At 58.7% G+C, this 17842-nt stretch carries 19 protein-coding genes and 1 tRNA gene; 6 read left to right on the forward strand and 14 right to left on the reverse strand.

The window, feature by feature from the left end:
- The first annotated feature begins 501 nt into the window (after window positions 1-501).
- The 4 genes from HKK53_RS09620 to HKK53_RS09635 all read left to right on the forward strand — a co-directional run bounded on the left by HKK53_RS09620 (window position 502) and on the right by HKK53_RS09635 (window position 3836).
- Window positions 502-1272, forward strand: coding sequence for an alpha/beta hydrolase (locus HKK53_RS09620; RefSeq protein ID WP_169370632.1), 771 nt, complete (start codon window positions 502-504; stop codon window positions 1270-1272).
- Window positions 1273-1405: 133 nt separating this feature from the next.
- Window positions 1406-1663: a DUF2790 domain-containing protein gene (locus HKK53_RS09625; RefSeq protein WP_149658865.1), complete on the forward strand. Its 258-nt coding sequence runs from the start codon at window positions 1406-1408 to the stop codon at window positions 1661-1663.
- 101 nt (window positions 1664-1764) lie between these two features.
- Window positions 1765-2436 carry a heavy metal response regulator transcription factor gene (locus tag HKK53_RS09630; RefSeq protein WP_054053013.1) on the forward strand — a complete coding sequence of 224 codons (672 nt, stop codon included), beginning with the start codon at window positions 1765-1767 and terminating at the stop codon, window positions 2434-2436.
- A complete protein-coding gene (locus tag HKK53_RS09635) occupies window positions 2433-3836 on the forward strand; it encodes a heavy metal sensor histidine kinase (protein WP_169370633.1) in 1404 nt (467 codons plus the stop codon). The genes HKK53_RS09630 and HKK53_RS09635 overlap by 4 nt, the downstream gene beginning before the upstream one ends.
- Before the next feature lie 35 nt (window positions 3837-3871).
- Here HKK53_RS09635 and HKK53_RS09640 read toward each other — a convergent pair whose 3' ends face one another.
- The 5 genes from HKK53_RS09640 to HKK53_RS09660 form a co-directional block, all read right to left on the reverse strand.
- Window positions 3872-4240, reverse strand: coding sequence for a DUF6124 family protein (locus tag HKK53_RS09640; protein ID WP_169370634.1), 369 nt, complete (start codon window positions 4238-4240; stop codon window positions 3872-3874).
- A 388-nt stretch (window positions 4241-4628) separates the two neighbouring features.
- The gene (locus HKK53_RS32985) at window positions 4629-4814 is read right to left on the reverse strand and encodes a YceK/YidQ family lipoprotein (protein WP_429514219.1); all 186 of its coding nucleotides are present in this window, start codon (window positions 4812-4814) and stop codon (window positions 4629-4631) included.
- Between the two features lie 63 nt (window positions 4815-4877).
- Entirely contained in the window at window positions 4878-5114 is a 237-nt protein-coding gene (locus HKK53_RS09650; RefSeq protein WP_169370636.1) for a YceK/YidQ family lipoprotein, read from the reverse strand.
- A gap of 94 nt (window positions 5115-5208) precedes the next feature.
- A complete protein-coding gene (gene lepB / locus HKK53_RS09655) occupies window positions 5209-5994 on the reverse strand; it encodes a signal peptidase I (protein ID WP_169370637.1) in 786 nt (261 codons plus the stop codon).
- A gap of 53 nt (window positions 5995-6047) precedes the next feature.
- Window positions 6048-6293: a hypothetical protein gene (locus HKK53_RS09660; RefSeq protein ID WP_169370638.1), complete on the reverse strand. Its 246-nt coding sequence runs from the start codon at window positions 6291-6293 to the stop codon at window positions 6048-6050.
- A 491-nt stretch (window positions 6294-6784) separates the two neighbouring features.
- Between HKK53_RS09660 and HKK53_RS09665 the strand changes: the two genes are divergently transcribed.
- Window positions 6785-7174 carry a hypothetical protein gene (locus HKK53_RS09665; protein ID WP_237150764.1) on the forward strand — a complete coding sequence of 130 codons (390 nt, stop codon included), beginning with the start codon at window positions 6785-6787 and terminating at the stop codon, window positions 7172-7174.
- A 69-nt stretch (window positions 7175-7243) separates the two neighbouring features.
- Here HKK53_RS09665 and HKK53_RS09670 read toward each other — a convergent pair whose 3' ends face one another.
- Both HKK53_RS09670 and HKK53_RS09675 read right to left on the reverse strand, forming a co-directional pair.
- The gene (locus tag HKK53_RS09670; RefSeq protein WP_169370639.1) at window positions 7244-7834 is read right to left on the reverse strand and encodes a type VI secretion system-associated protein TagO; all 591 of its coding nucleotides are present in this window, start codon (window positions 7832-7834) and stop codon (window positions 7244-7246) included.
- A 305-nt stretch (window positions 7835-8139) separates the two neighbouring features.
- Window positions 8140-8216, reverse strand: a tRNA-Val gene (locus HKK53_RS09675).
- A gap of 183 nt (window positions 8217-8399) precedes the next feature.
- Here HKK53_RS09675 and HKK53_RS09680 point away from each other — a divergent pair.
- On the forward strand, window positions 8400-9683 hold the full coding sequence (locus tag HKK53_RS09680; protein WP_169370640.1) for an NAD(P)/FAD-dependent oxidoreductase: 1284 nt from the start codon (window positions 8400-8402) through the stop codon (window positions 9681-9683).
- Window positions 9684-9796: 113 nt separating this feature from the next.
- Here HKK53_RS09680 and HKK53_RS09685 read toward each other — a convergent pair whose 3' ends face one another.
- From HKK53_RS09685 to HKK53_RS09715, 7 genes are all read right to left on the reverse strand, one after another.
- A complete protein-coding gene (locus HKK53_RS09685; protein ID WP_169370641.1) occupies window positions 9797-10768 on the reverse strand; it encodes an XdhC family protein in 972 nt (323 codons plus the stop codon).
- A gap of 1 nt (window position 10769) precedes the next feature.
- The gene (locus HKK53_RS09690) at window positions 10770-12005 is read right to left on the reverse strand and encodes a c-type cytochrome (protein ID WP_169370642.1); all 1236 of its coding nucleotides are present in this window, start codon (window positions 12003-12005) and stop codon (window positions 10770-10772) included.
- Between the two features lie 2 nt (window positions 12006-12007).
- Window positions 12008-12547 (reverse strand): (2Fe-2S)-binding protein, encoded by a 540-nt coding sequence (locus HKK53_RS09695; protein WP_169370643.1) that lies wholly within the window; start codon window positions 12545-12547, stop codon window positions 12008-12010.
- Window positions 12540-15371, reverse strand: a complete 2832-nt coding sequence (locus HKK53_RS09700) for a xanthine dehydrogenase family protein molybdopterin-binding subunit (RefSeq protein ID WP_169405735.1) — start codon at window positions 15369-15371, stop codon at window positions 12540-12542. Before HKK53_RS09700 ends, HKK53_RS09695 begins: the two co-directional genes overlap by 8 nt.
- A gap of 255 nt (window positions 15372-15626) precedes the next feature.
- The gene (locus tag HKK53_RS09705; protein ID WP_169370644.1) at window positions 15627-16268 is read right to left on the reverse strand and encodes an RraA family protein; all 642 of its coding nucleotides are present in this window, start codon (window positions 16266-16268) and stop codon (window positions 15627-15629) included.
- The gene (locus tag HKK53_RS09710) at window positions 16259-17044 is read right to left on the reverse strand and encodes an IucA/IucC family C-terminal-domain containing protein (protein ID WP_169370645.1); all 786 of its coding nucleotides are present in this window, start codon (window positions 17042-17044) and stop codon (window positions 16259-16261) included. The genes HKK53_RS09705 and HKK53_RS09710 overlap by 10 nt, the downstream gene beginning before the upstream one ends.
- Window positions 17041-17832: an ABC transporter ATP-binding protein gene (locus HKK53_RS09715; RefSeq protein ID WP_169370646.1), complete on the reverse strand. Its 792-nt coding sequence runs from the start codon at window positions 17830-17832 to the stop codon at window positions 17041-17043. Before HKK53_RS09715 ends, HKK53_RS09710 begins: the two co-directional genes overlap by 4 nt.
- Window positions 17833-17842 lie beyond the last annotated feature (10 nt).

The following is a 17842-nucleotide window of genomic DNA, read 5'->3' on the forward strand; positions in this document are numbered from 1 at the left end:
TCGCCAATGAACAAAACCGCCGGTTTCGTTTTCGGAAGTGAACATGAGCATACATTCGAAGTTATACATGTCAACTGTATTCTCAAAGTCTTGCTCCTCTGTACGAGTTGTTCTCTTCCCTGGGAAATTTCCAGCTCGGAGCTGTTTTTATTCCCTCGGAAGAGAGACAAGCATTTCCCGGAAAGTTCCCGATGAATGTTGATTCGATCAAAGTATTGATTTGCCACTATGCCATTGTGTGACACAGCGCACGGTGATCAGCCCCCGGCCTGCTTACTGTGCCGAGTGTTTGTGACGCACACGGCAAACTTTTTGAGTATTACGCAAATTTTCGATGGAACCGAATCACGCCTGCTGACCACTCAGCGCCGCCCGAACCCCGGATTACAAACTTGTCATGGAGTTGTCAGCGTAGGCAGCACCCTCGATTCATACAGTGAAGTCGTCAGTCACCCAGCCTGGGTGACGCGCCTCCCACCGATGAAGACAAGGGTCGACACCATGAAACCAATCAACAAACTCTGCCTGATCGCCGCCAGCCTGCTGATGCTCGGCACCGGTTCCGCCATGGCCAGCAACATTGCGCCGGTGAAGGCCAACAACGTCGTGCTGGTGCACGGTTCCTGGGCCGATGGTTCGAGCTGGTCCGAGGTAATTACGCGGTTGCAGGCCGCCGGTCTGCACGTCACCGCGGTACAAAACCCACTGACCTCGGTGGCCAACGACGTCGCCGCCACCCAGCGCGTGCTTGATCAACAAGACGGCCCGACGGTGTTGGTCGGCCATTCCTATGCCGGCACCGTGGTCAGTGAAGCCGGGGTCGATCCGAAGGTCAGCGCCCTGGTGTACGTCGCCGCCCGCGCCCCGGATGCCGGAGAAGATTTCGTCGCCCTCGCCGGCAAGTATCCGACCATGCCGGTGCGCGCCGGCACCGAGGAGCACGACGGCTACGTCACCTTGAAGCAAGACGCTTTCCTCAAATACTTCGCCGGTGATGTCCCCCACGACAAAGCCCTGGCCCTGTTCGCCGTGCAACAACCGATCGCCAAGACCTTGTTTGGCGAGCGCACCACCGCAGCAGCCTGGCACAGCAAACCGTCGTGGTACGCGGTGTCCAGCCTCGACCAGACCATCAACCCGGACCTGGAACGCTTCCTCGCCAAACGCATGGGCGCGACCACCATCGAGGTGCCGTCCAGCCATTTGTCGCTGGTGTCGCACTCGAAAGAAATCGCCGACCTGATCCTCGAAGCCTCCGGCCGCCAGCCGTAATCCCGGGGCGAATTGCATTACAACTTTGTCATTCAACTGTTGGTCGGCTGTCCGGATTGCCTCGTTAACCTGAGCTCACTGCCCAGCCAACTGACGGCAGCCACCTTCACCCCGATTTAGAGAGAGCCCCATCATGAAAATGTTAATCCTCGGTTTCGCCGCCCTCCTCGCCACCGGTTCGGCGTTTGCCGACACCCAGCCACAAGCCGCGGTGATTCATGACAAAACCGGTTTCTTCGTGCATATGGACGTCGCTAAAGTCCTGTCCACCACCGACATCTCACAACAGTGCGGCATTATTCCTGCGCGGCTGGACTACCTGGACCACAAAGGCCAGGAGCACGTGCTGGATTACCAGGTCGAAGGCTCCGGTTGCACCAATGACAATTGAGTGTGCGTCGCCGAAGACGTGTGGCCCGCGTCACGTGCAGATGATCGGGCTACACTGGCTCACGCCCTCCACGGCGCAATGACTTCTTACGGATACCGACCATGAACATCCTTGTCGTTGAAGACGAGCCCAAGGCAGGCAACTACCTGCTCAACGGCCTGCAGGAACTCGGTTACTCGGTCAGCCTCGCGCGCAATGGCGTGGACGGCTTGCACCTGGCCCTGGAAACCTCGTTCGACGTCATCGTGCTGGACGTGATGATGCCGAAAATGGACGGCTGGGAAGTGCTGCGGCGCTTGCGCAAGGAAGCCGATACACCGGTGCTGTTCCTCAGCGCCCGCGACGACATCGCCGACCGTATCAAGGGCCTGGAACTGGGCGCCGACGACTACCTGATCAAACCGTTCTCCTTCGCCGAACTGGTGGCGCGCCTGCGCACCCTGACCCGCCGTGGTCCGTCCCGTGAAGAAGAACAATTGCAAGTCGCCGATCTGCAAATCGACGTACTCAAACGCCGCATCACCCGCGACGGCGTGCGCATCACGCTGACCAATAAAGAATTCGCCTTGCTGCACCTGTTCGCCACGCATCAGGGCCAAGTGCTGTCGCGCTCGCTGATTGCCTCGCGGGTGTGGGACATGAATTTCGACAGCGACACCAACGTGGTAGACGTCGCCGTGCGCCGGCTGCGCTTGAAAGTCGACGACCCGTTCCAACTCAAGCTGATCCACAGCGTGCGCGGTATCGGCTATCGCTTCGATACGCAGCCATGAACCGCCGAGCGCATTCCCTGACCCTGCGCCTGGCGTTGCTGTTTGCCTTGCTGGCGTTCGCCTCGGTCATCACGTTGGGCGTGTGTTTGTATCGCGAACTGGAGCGCGAGTTGATCCGCCGGGACGATGCCGCGCTGATCACCCGGGTCGATCAACTGCGCACGTTTCTGAATGACAGCAACACCCTGGACCTGATCAAGAGCAAACCCGCGTTGTTCCAGAACATGCTCGGCAACCGCGAGTCGGTGCTGGTGATCGGTGCGGCCGGACAAAAGCCGTTGCTGGTGGTCAATCCCGGCAACCTCGACTTGCCGAACCTGTCGCCCGTGACCATGGACCATCCGTTGGTACTGGCCGACGTGCAGCATTTTTCCGGCGTGGACGGCGTGCCCTTCGCGGCGCTGGCGGCGACCATCGACTCGGGCGACCTCGGCAGCCTGCAAGTCGTGGCCGGTCGACTGATGACCGAGCGCACCAGCGTGCTGGCCAACTACCGGTTGCGCGTTTACTTCCTCGCCGGCGTCGCCGCCCTATTGCTCGCGCTCTGCGGCTACTTGCTGCTGTATCGCGGGCTGCTGCCCCTGCGTCGCCTGGCCAAACACGCCCACGGCATCGGCGTCGGCAACCTCACCGAACGCCTCGACATTCAAGGCGCGCCGCTGGAAGTGCTGCCGATGATCGACGCCTTCAACGGCGTGCTCGACCGCCTCGCCAAAGGCTTTATCCAGCTCGGCCAGGTCTCCACCGACATGGCCCACGAACTGCGCACCCCGATCAACAACCTGCTCGGCGAAACCCAGGTCGCCCTCCAGCAAAACCGCAGCGTCGAAGCCTACCAACAACTGCTCGCCTCCAACGTCGAAGAACTCGAACGCCTGGCGCGCATGCTCGACAACATGCTGTTCCTCGCCCGCACCGACCCGGCCAGCGCCTTGCGCCAACGCCAGGAACTGGACGCGGCGGATGAGATGGAGCGGATGGCGGATTACTTTGAAGGACTGGCGGCGGACGCCGGGATCAGCATCAACGCCCACGGCAGCGGCGTGATCTGGGCCGAGCCGATGTTGTTGCGGCGGGCGCTGGCCAACCTGTGTTCGAACGCCATCAAATATGGCGCGCCGGATTCGGAATTGGTGGTGAGTGCGACGCCTACTTCTGATGGGATCAGCCTGCGGGTGAGCAACCACGGCGCGACCATTGCGGCGGAGCATTTGCCGAAACTGTTTGACCGGTTTTATCGGGTGGATGAGTCGCGGGAACGGTCGGCGCAATCGAATGGGTTGGGGTTGTCGATTGTGGCGACGATTATGCAGTTGCATAACGGGCGGTATGGCGTCACCAGTGAGAATGGGGTGACGTGTTTTGAGTTGTTTTTTCCGGGGCGGGTGTTGGAAAAGTAACGAGGGGGCAATCCCCTCGTTACGGTGCCTGGTGGCTATCCAGGCTTGTGGTTGTCCAGTACGCGGTTGACCGCCAACTCACCCATCAGAATCACACGGGCCAGCACCAGCATCGTATGACGTCGCGGGTTGTCCGCCAGGTCGGCGAGATCGTTAACCATCTCGCGGGCTTGTGCGAACGATTCGCTGGCCTCGAGGAGCAACGTTTCGTCATCCACCGCTGCGTCGATGGTGAAGATGGTGCTGCGCTTGCGGGGCGGTATCGGCTCTTTCGTCGCCCCGGGGTTGAGGTAGAAGTTGAGTGCGCGGTCGGCCGCCAGTTTCATTTTCTTGGGATCAAGATCGAAAGAGGCGTCGTAGGGTACTGGATCGTTGTGCGGGGGATTCGGCGTTACCTTGAACATGTCTTAACTCTCTCTATGAGGCTACGACCAGTTCGCGACTAAACGAAAGGGAGGCAGCTGTGCACAGGTTAGTCGACCGACGAGCTAAGAAATCGGCGCACTCGAGAGTGCCCTGCGCACAGCTACCATCAAGTGCAGGTTGGGATACCTGGCTGATTGACGCTTATGCGACTTAGCAACAACGGGCGACTAAACCCGACCACTGATGAGCAGTGGCAGGCAAACGATAGAGCCCTGGCCCAAGAGGCACAAGCCGGCGGATTCTGGCGCACGCGTAGGTAACGGCGCAAGGTTTTGTAGCCGCTTATGACGTAACACAGAGTGTCTTTAAACGCGCGGCTCGCAACGATTAAACACATCTCACAAAAGCTGGGTACGTCCTCGATCACTACCGGCAAAAAGGCAGTGATACGGTGTCAGCCACAAAAGTGAATGGAACGTCGATCAGTACAAGCGGACCGAAGAACTGAGCCCACAGATACTCATCGTGTATCCCGCCGTAGCATTGATATGAACCTGGCCCCGTCACCGAGCCCAACCAGGCGCAACCGCTCAACTGTGAAATAGCCAACATTAAAATGAGCTTCCGTAGCACGTAATGTCCTTATTACTGTTCCATGTCTGCGGCATAGACGCCTCAGAGATTGCAGGTGTATTGATATTCGAAAGGGAAAAACACCGTATCGACCACCAACGAAAATGGCGCGTCGAGGAGTAAAAAGGGGATCAGTTTTCCGTGGGATGTGCCGACCAACCACCAATCAAAACGAACACCCAGGTAGGGACAACGATGGTTGTAATCCATCCGCGTAGCGACCGCCGCGCACCCACTTAAACCGGTGAGCATGGCCAGTAAGATCACTTTCCAAAACACGTAACGTCCTTATTACTTCCATGTACAGAACTGCATAGACGCCATCGCAAGAAGATAGTCACCGATGCCGAGTTCGTCAGTGAATGGATGCCACCTACCAGATCGCTGTTCCGGTTTTCCTACCGGCAGCCGAGTAAATGATGTGGGTGGTTTTGCAGCGGACATTAGCCAGCGCTACTGGCCCATCGGTTCGACTGTCACGACTATTGTCGCGGTTGTCTCCCAACACGAAGACATACCCACGCGCAATCTGTGTTCGCTCAAAGCTTTGCGAATAGCTTTTCTCCCTTGGCGACCCCGAATGAAACGGCCCAAAGTTTTCTCCGTTAAGCAGCACGTTGCCGTCGACAATCTCAATGCTGTTTCCCTCGGTGGCGGCGATACGCTTGACCTCAACGTTTCCCTCACGCTCGTAAGCCACGACATCGCCCAGAGAGTAATCACTACGCCTGCTATCACAAACAAACGCATCGCCCGTTATCAGCGTCGGCGCCATGCCATTCCCCTGAATGCGATAACCTTCAAATCCGAGCAACCGAGAGCGCGTGCTGGGTTGAATCAGCAACCAAAGACTGACGACCATCGCGGCAAGGAAGAACAAATGCTCACGCTTGCTGTGCACTTTGATACGCCGACGCGCAAACCAGGCACCGGCAAAGGCTGATACGCACTTCGTCACGATGATCATCGCGACCAATACAACTAAGCCGCGCCGGCTGGTAAACAGCCCAGACCATCCTCCTATCAGCAAGAAGCTCCACAGCACGGCAATGAGCGCTGCGGCCAGTCGAGGTCGACCTGCATAGAACAAACCCCAGCCACTAACGACAACGCCCAGAAGAAACGCCACCGAAGGTTTGCCAGGGTTGACAGCTTGCATAGATACATCCATGAAATGGTGCAGTGGGCCGTAAACGTAGCGAACGGTTTTGCTTATGGCTTGGAAACCTGACCTTGGAATAGCTTGGTATAGGCGAAGTAACCCCCCGCAATCTCAGCGACGGCCAGCACCCCATACACCGCGCCAAACATGAACGAAGAGGCGATGAAACCAATCGCCACGATGCCAACAAAAATCTGGATGATTTTCAGCGTCTTTTCTTCCAGAGAAAATTTCCCATGCAGAAACAGACCCGCCGCCAGACCAATCAAAACGCCCACAATGATTCGTGCAAACATCACTCAACTCCTTTTGCTGAAAGGTGGGAAGCTTACTCCAGAAAAGATAATCGCACCCCTTCCAGAGGCTCGGCACGACACCACACATTTTTTCCCGGCAGCTATAGTGATAGATCGTCGGTGTCGGGATGGATCTCACGAGGGAATCAAGGATGAGCTTAATAAAACGTCTACTGCTGGGGGGCTCCCTGGCTTCATGCTGCTCGGTTGCTTTGGCAATAACCCCTTACGGGTCATGCAGCGACAGCGCTCAGTCCTATCAGGATCGATACCAAAGCACGATGAGAGCCAGCGACCTTGTCTGCTACCAGAAAGCACTCGAGCGCGAACTTGGAGGAAGCTCCGGATACGATTGCAGCCAAAGCGCGGAGCACTACCAGACGGAATACGAAAGCAATCAGAGATCGAGTGACCTGGTTTGCTACCAAGAGGCGCTTCAGCGCGAGATGAATTAGATATTAGTGGCTATATCAATAAACCAAGGACAAGGTATGAATAAAAAAGTAGTAGCAGGACTTCTCGCGTCCATTGGACTCATTTCCTGCGCCCACGCCGAGACCTTCACAAGTGCAGACATCTGCAAGGCAGCCATTTCAGTTGAGATGGGCCGACCAACAAAAACAATGAAAACCAACCAGGCAGAACCAAACCCTGAGATATCTTATCGACGTCCGGACGGTGACTCATTTCGGTATCGATGCCAAGTGAGCGAAGACCGTGTCATCTGGTCAACATTCTTGGCCGATACAAACGAATGGGGGCGCTGGAGAAACCGCTATTCAGAGGGAGATGCGTCGACAACGTATTCAATTTCGAAAGGTGTACTAACGATTAGCAACGATCAGTCGGGCGATCAGACCTTTAAGAAGAAAGATTTTTAGTCGCAAAAAGGTGACAGATTTGTTTACTGATAAGCCTGTAAAAAATAGAGCTATCACCTCTTTGAAAAATCACTTCCACTTACATGCCAGTTGCAGGGGGGCAATGGCTTGCCGCAGGCCAGTAACAGGAAAGGTCACCGTTACCGGTGATTCGTTATAGGGCGTGATACGGACAACTACCTGCTGAGCGTCAAATAAATGCTTAACAACGGGAATAGCGTATTGACCGCCCCATTGACCAAGAGCCTTATTGTCCGTAGAGGACGAAAAGCTGTACGTCCGGGCTTTTTGATTATCGACCCGGTAGGTCACTTGTCCGTACTCCTCTGTATCAGCTAGAAAATTATCGGCCAAAACGAAATACAACGACGTTGCCCCTTCGGCACAACGAATATAAAGGTCAGCTGTGTCGTGACCGCCATATTGCTTCGCCACCACCTCTTTGGAGGTTGCATGCAAAACGATAGTTTTGCTGTCATCAATTTTTGAGACTGTCTCCCTCACTTCCCAGCTCGAAGCTTGCTGCACAGTGGAGACAGGGCGGTATTTCATGTCGTAGCACGCAAGACGCTTGCTATCTTCATTGATACCGGTGCAATCGTCAGCGGCGTAACCGGTCGACCAGATTGAAGCTAGTAAGATTGACAATAGGATTCTCATTGATATCCCTTTCAGAATTTCCGATTCAGCATAGTGCCAAGATCATCTTCGACGCACTAGTGTTGCATAATTTGCGAGCCCTTCCCGAGAAGAGCATATCTCCGGAGCCCCACGCCCAGGCCCAGAGACGCACTTCACCACTTAAGCGCCAACCAGCAGCGAGATGAATCAGGGTTTTGGCGCTCACATTGCCCAGTCTGAACGAGCCCGATACTTTGTGAACGTTTTGCTTAAATCGCAGACAACAAAAAAGGGCCCACCTTTCGGTGAGCCCTTCTAGACCGCCCAGCAGAGCGGATTTTGTTTGGTAGGCGCGATTGGACTCGAACCAACGACCCCCACCATGTCAAGGTGGTGCTCTAACCAACTGAGCTACGTGCCTGCTGTGTGGCGGCATTCTACGGAATTCCGGAGGGGTGTCAACACCTTTTTTCGAGCTAACCCTATGAATATGCAAAATATTTAATTTTGTGGCTGCGACGGAGATTTTCCGGTGGCTGGCGGCGGTTTTTTAACTCGGGTAGGATCGGCGGACTCGTAAAATATATTAAACAGAGGCTGCAGGATGGCGAACACCCCCTACCCCGAGTCCTATTACGCTGCATCGGCCAATGCGGTGCCGCCGCGCCCGGCGTTGCAGGATGACGTAGAGACTGATGTCTGTGTGATTGGCGCCGGTTACACCGGTTTGTCCTCTGCCCTGTTTTTGCTGGAGAACGGTTTTAAGGTCACGGTGCTTGAGGCGGCCAAGGTGGGGTTTGGCGCGTCGGGGCGCAACGGTGGGCAGATCGTTAACAGTTATAGCCGCGACATTGATGTGATCGAGCGCAGTGTCGGGCCCAAGCAGGCGCAGTTGCTGGGGCAGATGGCGTTTGAGGGTGGGCGGATCATTCGTGAGCGGGTCGCCAAATATAATATCCAGTGCGATTTGAAGGACGGTGGTGTGTTCGCCGCGATCACGGCCAAGCAGATGGGGCATCTGGAATCGCAGAAGCGTCTGTGGGAGCGGTTCGGGCATACGCAGCTTGAGTTGCTGGATCAGAAGCGCATTCGTGAAGTGGTGGCGTGCGATCAGTATGTCGGCGGCATGCTCGACATGAGCGGCGGGCATATTCATCCGTTGAACCTGGCGCTAGGTGAAGCGGCGGCCGTGGAGTCGTTGGGCGGCACTATTTATGAGCAGTCGCCGGCGGTGCGCATCGAGCGCGGGGCGAATCCGGTGGTGCATACGCCGCAGGGTAAGGTTCGGGCCAAGTTCATTATCGTGGCGGGCAATGCTTACCTCGGCAATCTGGTGCCGGAGTTGGCGGCGAAGTCGATGCCGTGCGGGACTCAGGTGATTACCACTGAACCGTTGGGCGATGCGTTGGCCAAGAGTCTGTTGCCGCAGGATTACTGCGTTGAGGACTGCAATTACTTGCTCGATTATTACCGTCTGACCGGCGACAAGCGTTTGGTCTTCGGCGGTGGCGTGGTGTATGGCGCGCGGGATCCGGCGAACATCGAGGCGATTATTCGGCCGAAGATGCTCAAGGCGTTTCCGCATTTGAAAGACGTGAAGATCGATTACGCCTGGACCGGAAACTTCCTGCTGACCCTGTCGCGTCTGCCGCAGGTCGGACGGCTGGGGGACAACATTTACTATTCCCAGGGTTGCAGCGGGCATGGTGTGACGTACACGCATCTGGCGGGCAAAGTGCTGGCCGAGGCGTTGCGCGGGCAGGCTGAGCGCTTTGATGCGTTTGCGGATTTGCCGCATTACCCGTTTCCGGGTGGGCAATTGCTGCGCACGCCGTTTGCGGCGTTGGGTGCTTGGTATTACGGGTTGCGGGATAAGTTCGGGTACTGACCAACACCGCGGTTCCGTGTAGGAGCGAAGCTTGCTCGCGAAGAGGTTGTGTCAGACGACATCATTTTTGCCTGACGCACCGCTTTCGCGGGCAAGCCTCGCTCCTACAAGGATCAGAGGCGATCGCGGGTGATGCCGCTGCGAATTCGCAGGATGTCGGCCAAGACTGCCAAGGCGATCTCCGCCGGGGTCTTGCTCCCCAGGTTCAACCCAATCGGTGCATGTATCCGCGCCAATTCCGCATCCCCCAACCCACCAATCCGGCGCAACCGCTCAAAGCGCTTTTGCGACGTTTGCATCGACCCCATTACACCGATATAAAACGCATCGGTGCGCACCGCTTCCATCATCGCCAAATCATCAATGCGCGGATCGTGGGTCAGCGCCACCACTGCCGTATCGCTGTGACAGCCGCCATCAGCGATGAACACCGACGGCAGTTGGCGACGAATTTCGACGCCGTCCAGCACCACACCGTTCAGCACTTCATCCCGGGGATCGCAGAGAATCACCTCGAAACCCAGGCCCACGGCAAATTCCGCACACGCCTGGGCGACGCTGGAATACCCGGCCAGCAACAACCGCTGAGCCGCGCCGATCCGCACGCGTACCCGATCAATCTCACGCTCGATGCGCACACCCTGCTCGCTGTCCGCAAACACAGCGCGCGCACCGTTGCCCAGATCGACCTCGCGAATCAACCGACGCTGACCCAACAACGCCGATTCCAGCTCGCGCAGATGCGCCTGAACCGCACAATCCGGTTCAAGCTTCTCCACCAGCACATCGAGCACGCCGCCGCAGGGCAGGCTCACTCGGGAACGCGGGTCGTCGCCTTCGCCGTAACGCACGACGCTGACTGCCTCTTCAAACGCGCCTTCGGCGACCCGCTCAAGGAAATCCTCCTCAACGCAGCCACCGGACAGCGAGCCGATCCACTGCCCGTCCGCGTTCACCGCCAGTAGCGACCCCGGCGCCCGCGGTGCCGAGCCATAAGTGGCAAGCACCGTGCACAACCACACCCGCTGCCCCGCCACCGACAATTCCAGCGCCCGACGCACCACTTGCAGATCGAGATGCTGCATGTCAGTGCGCCTTGTGCTCGGCCGGCGGTGCGTCCGCTTGCAGTTTCTGCACATCGCTCACCGCCAACTCAGCAGACTGACCGCCCCAACCCTGACGCAAATAATTCAGCAGATCGGTCAGTTGCTCATGGCTGAGTTTGTCGGCAAAGCCCGGCATCGGCTGCATGCGTTCGAACCCGGCGAATTTCTGTTCGCCGATGCCGTCCTCTATCACCCGCAGCAGGTTGCGCGGATCTTCCAGGCGCAGCGTGGTGTTGCCGCGCATGGCCACGGCGATGTGCGGTTTGCCCTCGCCGTTTGGCGCGTGGCAACCGGCGCAGACGTTCAGGTAGTCCTGACGACCGCGTTGGGCGCTTGGGCTCATTTTGTCCAGCGGCACTTCGGTCAGCACTTTGGCCGCCGGGGCTGGATCGCCCAGCAGATAAGTGGCCATCGCCGCCAGGTCCGGGTCATTGAGGCCTTGGGTGCTGTTGTGGAACACCGGGAACATCTCGTTGAACATCGTGCCCTGGGCGCTCATCCCGTGCTTGAGGAAGGTGCTCAGGTCCTGCTGATTCCAGCCGCGCGCGGCCAAATCAGTGGCCAGCAGGCTCGGCGCCAAGTAGCCGTTGAGCAGGCCGCCGGTCAGGCGCTTGTCCTGTTGCATGGCGCCGGGCAAACCCCGTGGCGTGTGGCATTCGCCGCAGTGACCGAGCACCTCGACCATGTACTCGCCGCGCTTGAAGGCTTCGCTTTTGCCCTCGGTGGGCGCGAGTTTCACGTCCTTGCCGTAGAGCATGTTCCAGCCCATCAAACCCAGGCGCACGTTGAACGGGAAGCTCAGGCTGGTGACCGGCGCCGCGCGTTCGATCGGCTCGACGGTTTTCAGGTACGCATGAATCGCGTCTGAATCTTCGCGCGGCATCAAGTGATACGAGGTGTAGGGCATCGCCGGGTACAGGTTGGCGCCATCGCGACGCTTGCCTTCGGTGAGTGCGGCGAAGAATTCGTCGTCGTTGTACAGACCGATGCCGTGCTCTTTGCTCGGGGTAATGTTGGTGCCGTAGATCGTTCCAAACGGCGAGACGATCGGCAAACCACCCGCAAACGGCGCGCCACCCCGTGCGGTGTGGCAGGCCATGCAATCGGCGGCGCGCGCAAGGTATTCGCCGCGCTTCACCTGATCATCCGCGTGAGCCAGCAACACCGGCGCAGCCAGACCAACCGCCAACGCCAGGCGGGACAGTAAATGCTTCATGCTTAACCCTCCTTGACCAGGCCGAGATCGGTCAGCACGTTGCGCGTGGCGCTGTAATAGCGCACGTAGCCGGTGCAGCGGCAGACGTGGTGGCCGAGGCTGTCCTCGATGACTTTTTCCAGCTGACTTTTGACGATGGGTTGGCGCTGCAGCTTTTCCACCAACACCGTCGCGGCGTTGACGAAACCGGGCGCGCAGTAGCTGCACTGGAAGGCGAATTCATCGACGAAACGCTGCTGGATCGGGTTCAGTTCGGTGACTTTGCCCTGCTCGTCGCGGGTCGCGTGGCCTTCGATGGTCCGCACTTTCTTACCTTCGAAGTAATGCGCGCCGGTGATGCAGGTGCGCACTTCTTCGCTGGTGCCGTCCGGGTTGTCGACGATCACCACGCAGGCATGGCAGATGCCCTGGCCGCAGCCCAGACGCGAGCCGGTGAGGTTTTTGTATTCGTGCAGGTAGTCGATCATCGGCAGGTCATCAGGGATGTCCACCGGGCCGACGGATTGACCGTTAAGGGTCAGTTGAAACGGACGGTTAGCCATTGAGGGCCTCCTTGATGCGTGCGGAAGTGATAGGCAGGTCGCGGACCCGTTTGCCGATGGCATGGGCCACGGCGTTACCGATGGCGCCGACCACCGGGATCATCACCACTTCGGCAATGCCCTTGGATGGATCGCTCGGCGACAGCGGAGGCAGGATCTCGGCGGTCTGATTCCACACCGCAACGTGGCGCGCCATCGGCAAGCGGTAACGGTTGAAGTTCCAGTCACCCTCCCCCGGCCCGCCTTCGTACAGCGGCATCTCTTCAAGCAGCGCATGGCCGATGCCCATGGCGATCCCGCCTTCGAGCTGGCCCTTGACCAGTTCTTCCACCAGCACCCGACCGCACTCGACCCACGAGTGATGGTTGAGCACTTGCACTTCGGCCGAACCCTTGTTCACTTTCAACTCCACCAGCGTCGCGACCGGGCTGTAGTAAGTCACCGCTGCGTTGTTCAACTGGGTGTCCGGGTAATGCACGTTCTGACGATCCAGCAGATGGAAACCGTTGCTGGTCATCTGTGCTTTCTTCGCGTTCGGCGCGCCGTCGCCGTACTTCACGGCCAAGCCATCCAGCGGCAGACGCTCGCGCACACCGTCGATGCTGAACTCGGCCTCGGCCCAACTCCAGCGGTTGAAACCGTGCACGGTGGCGCCGGTCACCAGGCCTTTGTCGTGGGCGTGTTTCGCCAACTGCTCAAAGCTCAGCGGCTGCATGCCGTTGGCGGTGAGTTTGCCGTCGACCCAATGCGCGTCTTCGCGGCGCACCACGTACGGGTTGGCCTGGCCGCCGTAAGGGCCCTGGCCCCAGATCTGCAATGCCGCCGGCCACAAACCGTGGTTGAACAGCACGCGCGACGCTTCGCGGGTGGCGTGGCTGAAGTAGTAGGCGGAGTTGGTCGCCGACGAGGCCGAGGCGAGTTTGCCGACCCAGCGCGGGTTGCGCAGAAAACCATCCTGCTCAGCCTGGCTCATGATGTACGGGTTGCCGCCGGTGATCAGCTGCAACTCTTTCCATTCGGTTTCGCCGGTCTTCACTTCCGTGGCCGGGATGCCGATGAAATCCGCCACCACCAGGGCTTGCGAGGTGGACATGCCGGTGCCGATTTCGATACCGATATGGCGCAGAGTCACGTGGCCTTCGGCGGTGAATTCGATGCTGGCCATCGGCGCTTCGGAACCGGTGCCGAAGTCTTTCTGGCAGATGGCGAAACCGACGCCGTACCAGTGATCCGGGTCGGCGGCTTCACGCTTAAGCTTGATCAGGTCACGGTTTTTCCAGACTTCGTGGACCGCGGCTTTGTCGAGGATTTCGTGCAGGCGCAAGGCACCGGCCGGCACTGCGCCCTGGGTGTTTTTCATGCCCGAGACCATGGCGTTTTTCTTGCGCAGGTCGATGGCGTCGATGCCGAGGCGACCGGCGATTTCATCGACCATCATCTCGGTGGAGGCCATGCTTTGCAGCGTGCCGTAGCCACGCATCGAGCCGGCTTCAACGGCGCGGGAATGGTAGGCCGTGACCTGTAAATCGTTCTGCGGCATGTAGTAGATCGACTGCGCCGCCGTGGCGCCAACCGCCGCCACCGACGGGCTGTAGTTGATCCGCCCGCCGCCGTCGACGCTCATCTCGGCGCGAAAAATCTTGAAGCTGTGATCGGTCTTGTCCACGGCCAATTGATAGCGGATGTCGAACGGGTGACGCTTGATGCCGCTCTGGAATTGTTCGTAGCGGTCGTTGGCCAGACGCACCGGCACACCGGCGCCGTACAACGCGGCGAGCGCTGCGTAGTAGACGAAAATGTTGTGGTCTTTTGAGCCGTAGCCGACGGTATAGCCGGGGTGCATGTTCAGGTTGGCCAGGCCGAAACGCGACGGCGCGATCATCTTCGCGGTTTCGGTGGCGGCTTCCAACGGGCACTGGGTCGCAACCACAAAATGCAAGGTCTTGGTTGCCGGGTCGTACCAGCCGTTGCCGTTGTCCGGCTCCATGGCGGCCGGTTCGATCGACGGGGTTTTGTAGCGCTCGTCGAACACCAGCCAGTTGTCCGGCGGCGCGTCGATTTGCTGCTTCATGCGGTCGGCGTAAAACAGCCCGCGCTCGGTCAGGTTGCCGTGCAGGTCCGGCTGGGAATTCCACACCGGGCGACGGTTTTTCAGCATCGGGAACAGGATCGAATCCTTGAGGCTGGCGAATTCATCTTCGTCCGCCGAGGTCGCTCCGCCGACCCGCACATAGCGGAAACTGCCGTAGGGATCGCCTTCGTAGAACGGCACTTGGGCACCGTAGCGGATGGCTTTGTCATTGAATTTGAGCTTGGCCTTGGCCTGGCGGAAACGCTCGAAGTCATTCCAGATCAGGATCGCCACCGGGTGACCGATGAACATCGGCACTTTGCCTTCCGGCAGCAGCGGATCGGGGGCGTGCTCTTCCGGGAAGACGATGCCGTCCTTGTCCAGGTCGGCTGCGGTGACGATGCGGTCGGGCTGCAAGTCGGCGCCGAGCCACGCCAGGTCTATGCCTGCGTAGATGCGGTCGGCCTTGGTGATTTTCAGCAACATGGCGTGGCCCTGCTGCTGGGGCCAGCCCGGCATGTCCTTGGCGCGGATGTCGCGGGCAAAGACTTTGCTGCCGCAGACCTTGGACAAGGCATCGTTACGTTGGCGCGCCTTGCCGTTGTTGCCGAGCCATTGCTCGGACGGCACGGTCACGCTGTTTTCCATCAAGGCCGCCAGCGCCTGGGAGCTGAGCGGTGTAAGCGTCACGCTCACACCCGCCACCAGCCCGCCCTGAAGGAACGAGCGCCGGGATATTTCACGGTTGGACATGGATCATCCTCTGGGCGGTTATGGGTCCGCCCTTCTGGTTATGTTCTGGGGATCTCGCGTCTTGCAGAAGCGCTTTTGGACGAAGCAAAAGGCTGAATTGACAGTGCAAAGCTGACCGAAAGGTTAACTTTAAAGGTTTCTGCGCTTGCGGCAAACAACCTGTTACAAAAAAACTGACCGAAGAATCAAAGTATTGCTGCGTTGCGCGGCAATAGATCGACGAAGAACGCTGCTTCCAATCAATGAAAAACGCTCCTACAGGTTCTGCGTACGTCGGGTTGCGAGTCTCTCCAGGAATTCTGCGCGGCGGCGTTGATCGGTTTCTTCTTTGGCCAATAATTCCGGCAGTAGGTCGGCCGCGCGGCTGGCGTCGAGGATATAAACGCCGTCATCGTCGCCGATGGCCAGGTCGCCCGGATGAACTTGAATTTCGCCAATTTGAATCGGCTGATTCACCTCCCCTTGGGCGCCAATGCCGCGAGTGGTGTACGCACTGACGTCGCGACAAAACACCGGCAACCCATGCAGTCGCAAGGCGCTGACATCGGTGACCGCGCCCGACACCACGACCCCGGCCAGCCCTTTAATCAGTCCAGCCAGGGTGCGCAATTCGCCCCAGCAGCCGCATTCCTGATCGCCCACGCATTCGATCACCAACACATCACCCGGCTCACTCAGCAACAGCGCCTCACGCAAGATGCTGCCATCCGGCGGGAAGACTTTGACCGTGACCACATTGCCAACCATGCGGATGTCGTTGAACACCGGTTTGATCCCGCGCAGGAAGCCGTGGTCGGAAAAGTGGCCGAGGGTGGACGCCGGGATCGCTTGGTACTTGGCGATCAACTCCGGACTGAGATTTTGCTGGCGAGGGTTGATCTGATAACTCATCGACATTTTTTCCCCGGACGCAGCAGTGGGCAGGTCGAGCAGTATTCAGCAGGCTCGGTGGCCAGGTAGTAGAAGCAACAGGTGCGGCGAAAGCGAATGCTGCGCTGCCCCTCGTCCACCAGCGTCGGCGGCCGGCGGAAATGGCTGAGCGGGTTGTAATCGAGGCCGAACAGCGCGGGGTCGGCTTGGGTCAGCAGCCATTGGAAGTCTGCTTCATAACGTTCACGGATCGTCGGATCGTCAATTTTCGCCATGCGTTTTTCATACAGCGAATACACGCGCACCGCCGTGTTTTCCCAGAGGATGCGCCGGGAAACACCCGTGACTTTGTTGAAGGTTTGCCACAACGGTTTCAGCAACCCGGCGAACAGTCCCTGCACTAGAGCTTCGCGCCAGGCCTCGCGTTCGTTGGCGCCATAGGTCAGTGGCTGGCCGTGGAGCAAAGGAAACGACGACGTCCACAACCCGTCATCATGGCCATATTCGACCACCGCGTTGTCGAGGGTCAGCAGCAGCCCTTTGTCATACACCGACATTGCATACAAACACGCGCCGGTCGCCAGAAACGATAAGCGCTTGCCCAGCAACGAGGCGGTGATCGCCCGGGTTGGCGAGCCGATCACCGGGCCTAACCTGTCCAGCAATTGCACGCACACGTCCTCTTGCAACAAGTCCCGCGCCATCAACGCCCTTAGCGGATCACGCTCGTTGCTGTCCTTGAGCCGCAACCCGCCGGACAACACCGCCCATTCCGCCTCGGAGAAGTGCCCCGCCAGATTCATTGCGGCAGTTCCCGGCCAAACGGAATGCACAACGGCGTGCCGAAAAACGGATCAGGGATGATCCGGCAATTGAGGTCAAACACGGTTTTAACCAATGCTTCGGTCAACACCTCATCGGGCCGGCCCTGGGCGAACGCGGTCTGGTTGTGCACAGCCACCATATGGTCGGCGTAACGACAGGCCAGGTTGAGGTCGTGCAGCACCATGATGATGGTCTTGTTCTCGAGACGGTTGAGATCGCGCAGCAGGTCCAGCACTTCGATCTGGTGGGCTAGGTCGAGGAACGTGGTCGGTTCGTCGAGCAGCACGATGCCGGTGTTCTGGGCCAGGGTCATGGCGATCCATGCCCGCTGGCGTTGGCCACCAGACAAGGCATCCACCGGGCGATCCGCCAGGGCCAGCAGGCTGGTTTGCGTCAACGCGCGATTGACCATGGCTTCGTCTTCCGTCGACCACTGTTGCATCCAGCTCTGATACGGATAACGCCCCAAAGCGACCAGTTGCCGAACGGTAATCCCCTCCGGGGCGCTCGGCGTTTGCGGCAAAATCGCCAACTCCCGAGCCACGGCGGCGGTGGACTTTTGCTGGATATCCACACCGTTGAGAATCACCGAGCCCTGCTGCGGTTTCAGCAACCGGGCGAAGGATTTGAGCAGCGTACTTTTGCCGCAGCCGTTGCTGCCAATCAATACCGAAATCTTGCCCTGGGGCAGTTGCATGTCCAGCGCGTCAATAATCACCTGGCGCTGATAACTCAGGGTCAGGCCGCGACTTGCAATCGACGTCATACGTTGAATT

The sequence above is a fragment of the Pseudomonas sp. ADAK7 genome (assembly GCF_012935675.1).
GTDB lineage: Bacteria > Pseudomonadota > Gammaproteobacteria > Pseudomonadales > Pseudomonadaceae > Aquipseudomonas.

Excerpts from the sequence above, each read along its gene's own strand:
- HKK53_RS09670 (WP_169370639.1), bottom strand. The coding sequence starts at position 7,834 with ATGAGAATCCTATTGTCAATCTTACTAGCTTCAATCTGGTCGACCGGT.
- HKK53_RS09715 (WP_169370646.1), bottom strand. The coding sequence starts at position 17,832 with ATGACGTCGATTGCAAGTCGCGGCCTGACCCTGAGTTATCAGCGCCAG.
- HKK53_RS09705 (WP_169370644.1), bottom strand. The coding sequence starts at position 16,268 with ATGTCGATGAGTTATCAGATCAACCCTCGCCAGCAAAATCTCAGTCCG.
- HKK53_RS09710 (WP_169370645.1), bottom strand. The coding sequence starts at position 17,044 with ATGAATCTGGCGGGGCACTTCTCCGAGGCGGAATGGGCGGTGTTGTCC.
- HKK53_RS09685 (WP_169370641.1), bottom strand. The coding sequence starts at position 10,768 with ATGCAGCATCTCGATCTGCAAGTGGTGCGTCGGGCGCTGGAATTGTCG.
- HKK53_RS09690 (WP_169370642.1), bottom strand. The coding sequence starts at position 12,005 with ATGAAGCATTTACTGTCCCGCCTGGCGTTGGCGGTTGGTCTGGCTGCG.
- HKK53_RS09665 (WP_237150764.1), top strand. The coding sequence starts at position 6,785 with ATGAATAAAAAAGTAGTAGCAGGACTTCTCGCGTCCATTGGACTCATT.
- HKK53_RS09695 (WP_169370643.1), bottom strand. The coding sequence starts at position 12,547 with ATGGCTAACCGTCCGTTTCAACTGACCCTTAACGGTCAATCCGTCGGC.
- HKK53_RS09630 (WP_054053013.1), top strand. The coding sequence starts at position 1,765 with ATGAACATCCTTGTCGTTGAAGACGAGCCCAAGGCAGGCAACTACCTG.
- HKK53_RS09680 (WP_169370640.1), top strand. The coding sequence starts at position 8,400 with ATGGCGAACACCCCCTACCCCGAGTCCTATTACGCTGCATCGGCCAAT.
- HKK53_RS32985 (WP_429514219.1), bottom strand. The coding sequence starts at position 4,814 with ATGTTGGCTATTTCACAGTTGAGCGGTTGCGCCTGGTTGGGCTCGGTG.
- HKK53_RS09635 (WP_169370633.1), top strand. The coding sequence starts at position 2,433 with ATGAACCGCCGAGCGCATTCCCTGACCCTGCGCCTGGCGTTGCTGTTT.
- HKK53_RS09625 (WP_149658865.1), top strand. The coding sequence starts at position 1,406 with ATGAAAATGTTAATCCTCGGTTTCGCCGCCCTCCTCGCCACCGGTTCG.
- HKK53_RS09660 (WP_169370638.1), bottom strand. The coding sequence starts at position 6,293 with ATGTTTGCACGAATCATTGTGGGCGTTTTGATTGGTCTGGCGGCGGGT.
- HKK53_RS09700 (WP_169405735.1), bottom strand. The coding sequence starts at position 15,371 with ATGTCCAACCGTGAAATATCCCGGCGCTCGTTCCTTCAGGGCGGGCTG.
- HKK53_RS09640 (WP_169370634.1), bottom strand. The coding sequence starts at position 4,240 with ATGTTCAAGGTAACGCCGAATCCCCCGCACAACGATCCAGTACCCTAC.
- HKK53_RS09620 (WP_169370632.1), top strand. The coding sequence starts at position 502 with ATGAAACCAATCAACAAACTCTGCCTGATCGCCGCCAGCCTGCTGATG.
- lepB (WP_169370637.1), bottom strand. The coding sequence starts at position 5,994 with ATGCAAGCTGTCAACCCTGGCAAACCTTCGGTGGCGTTTCTTCTGGGC.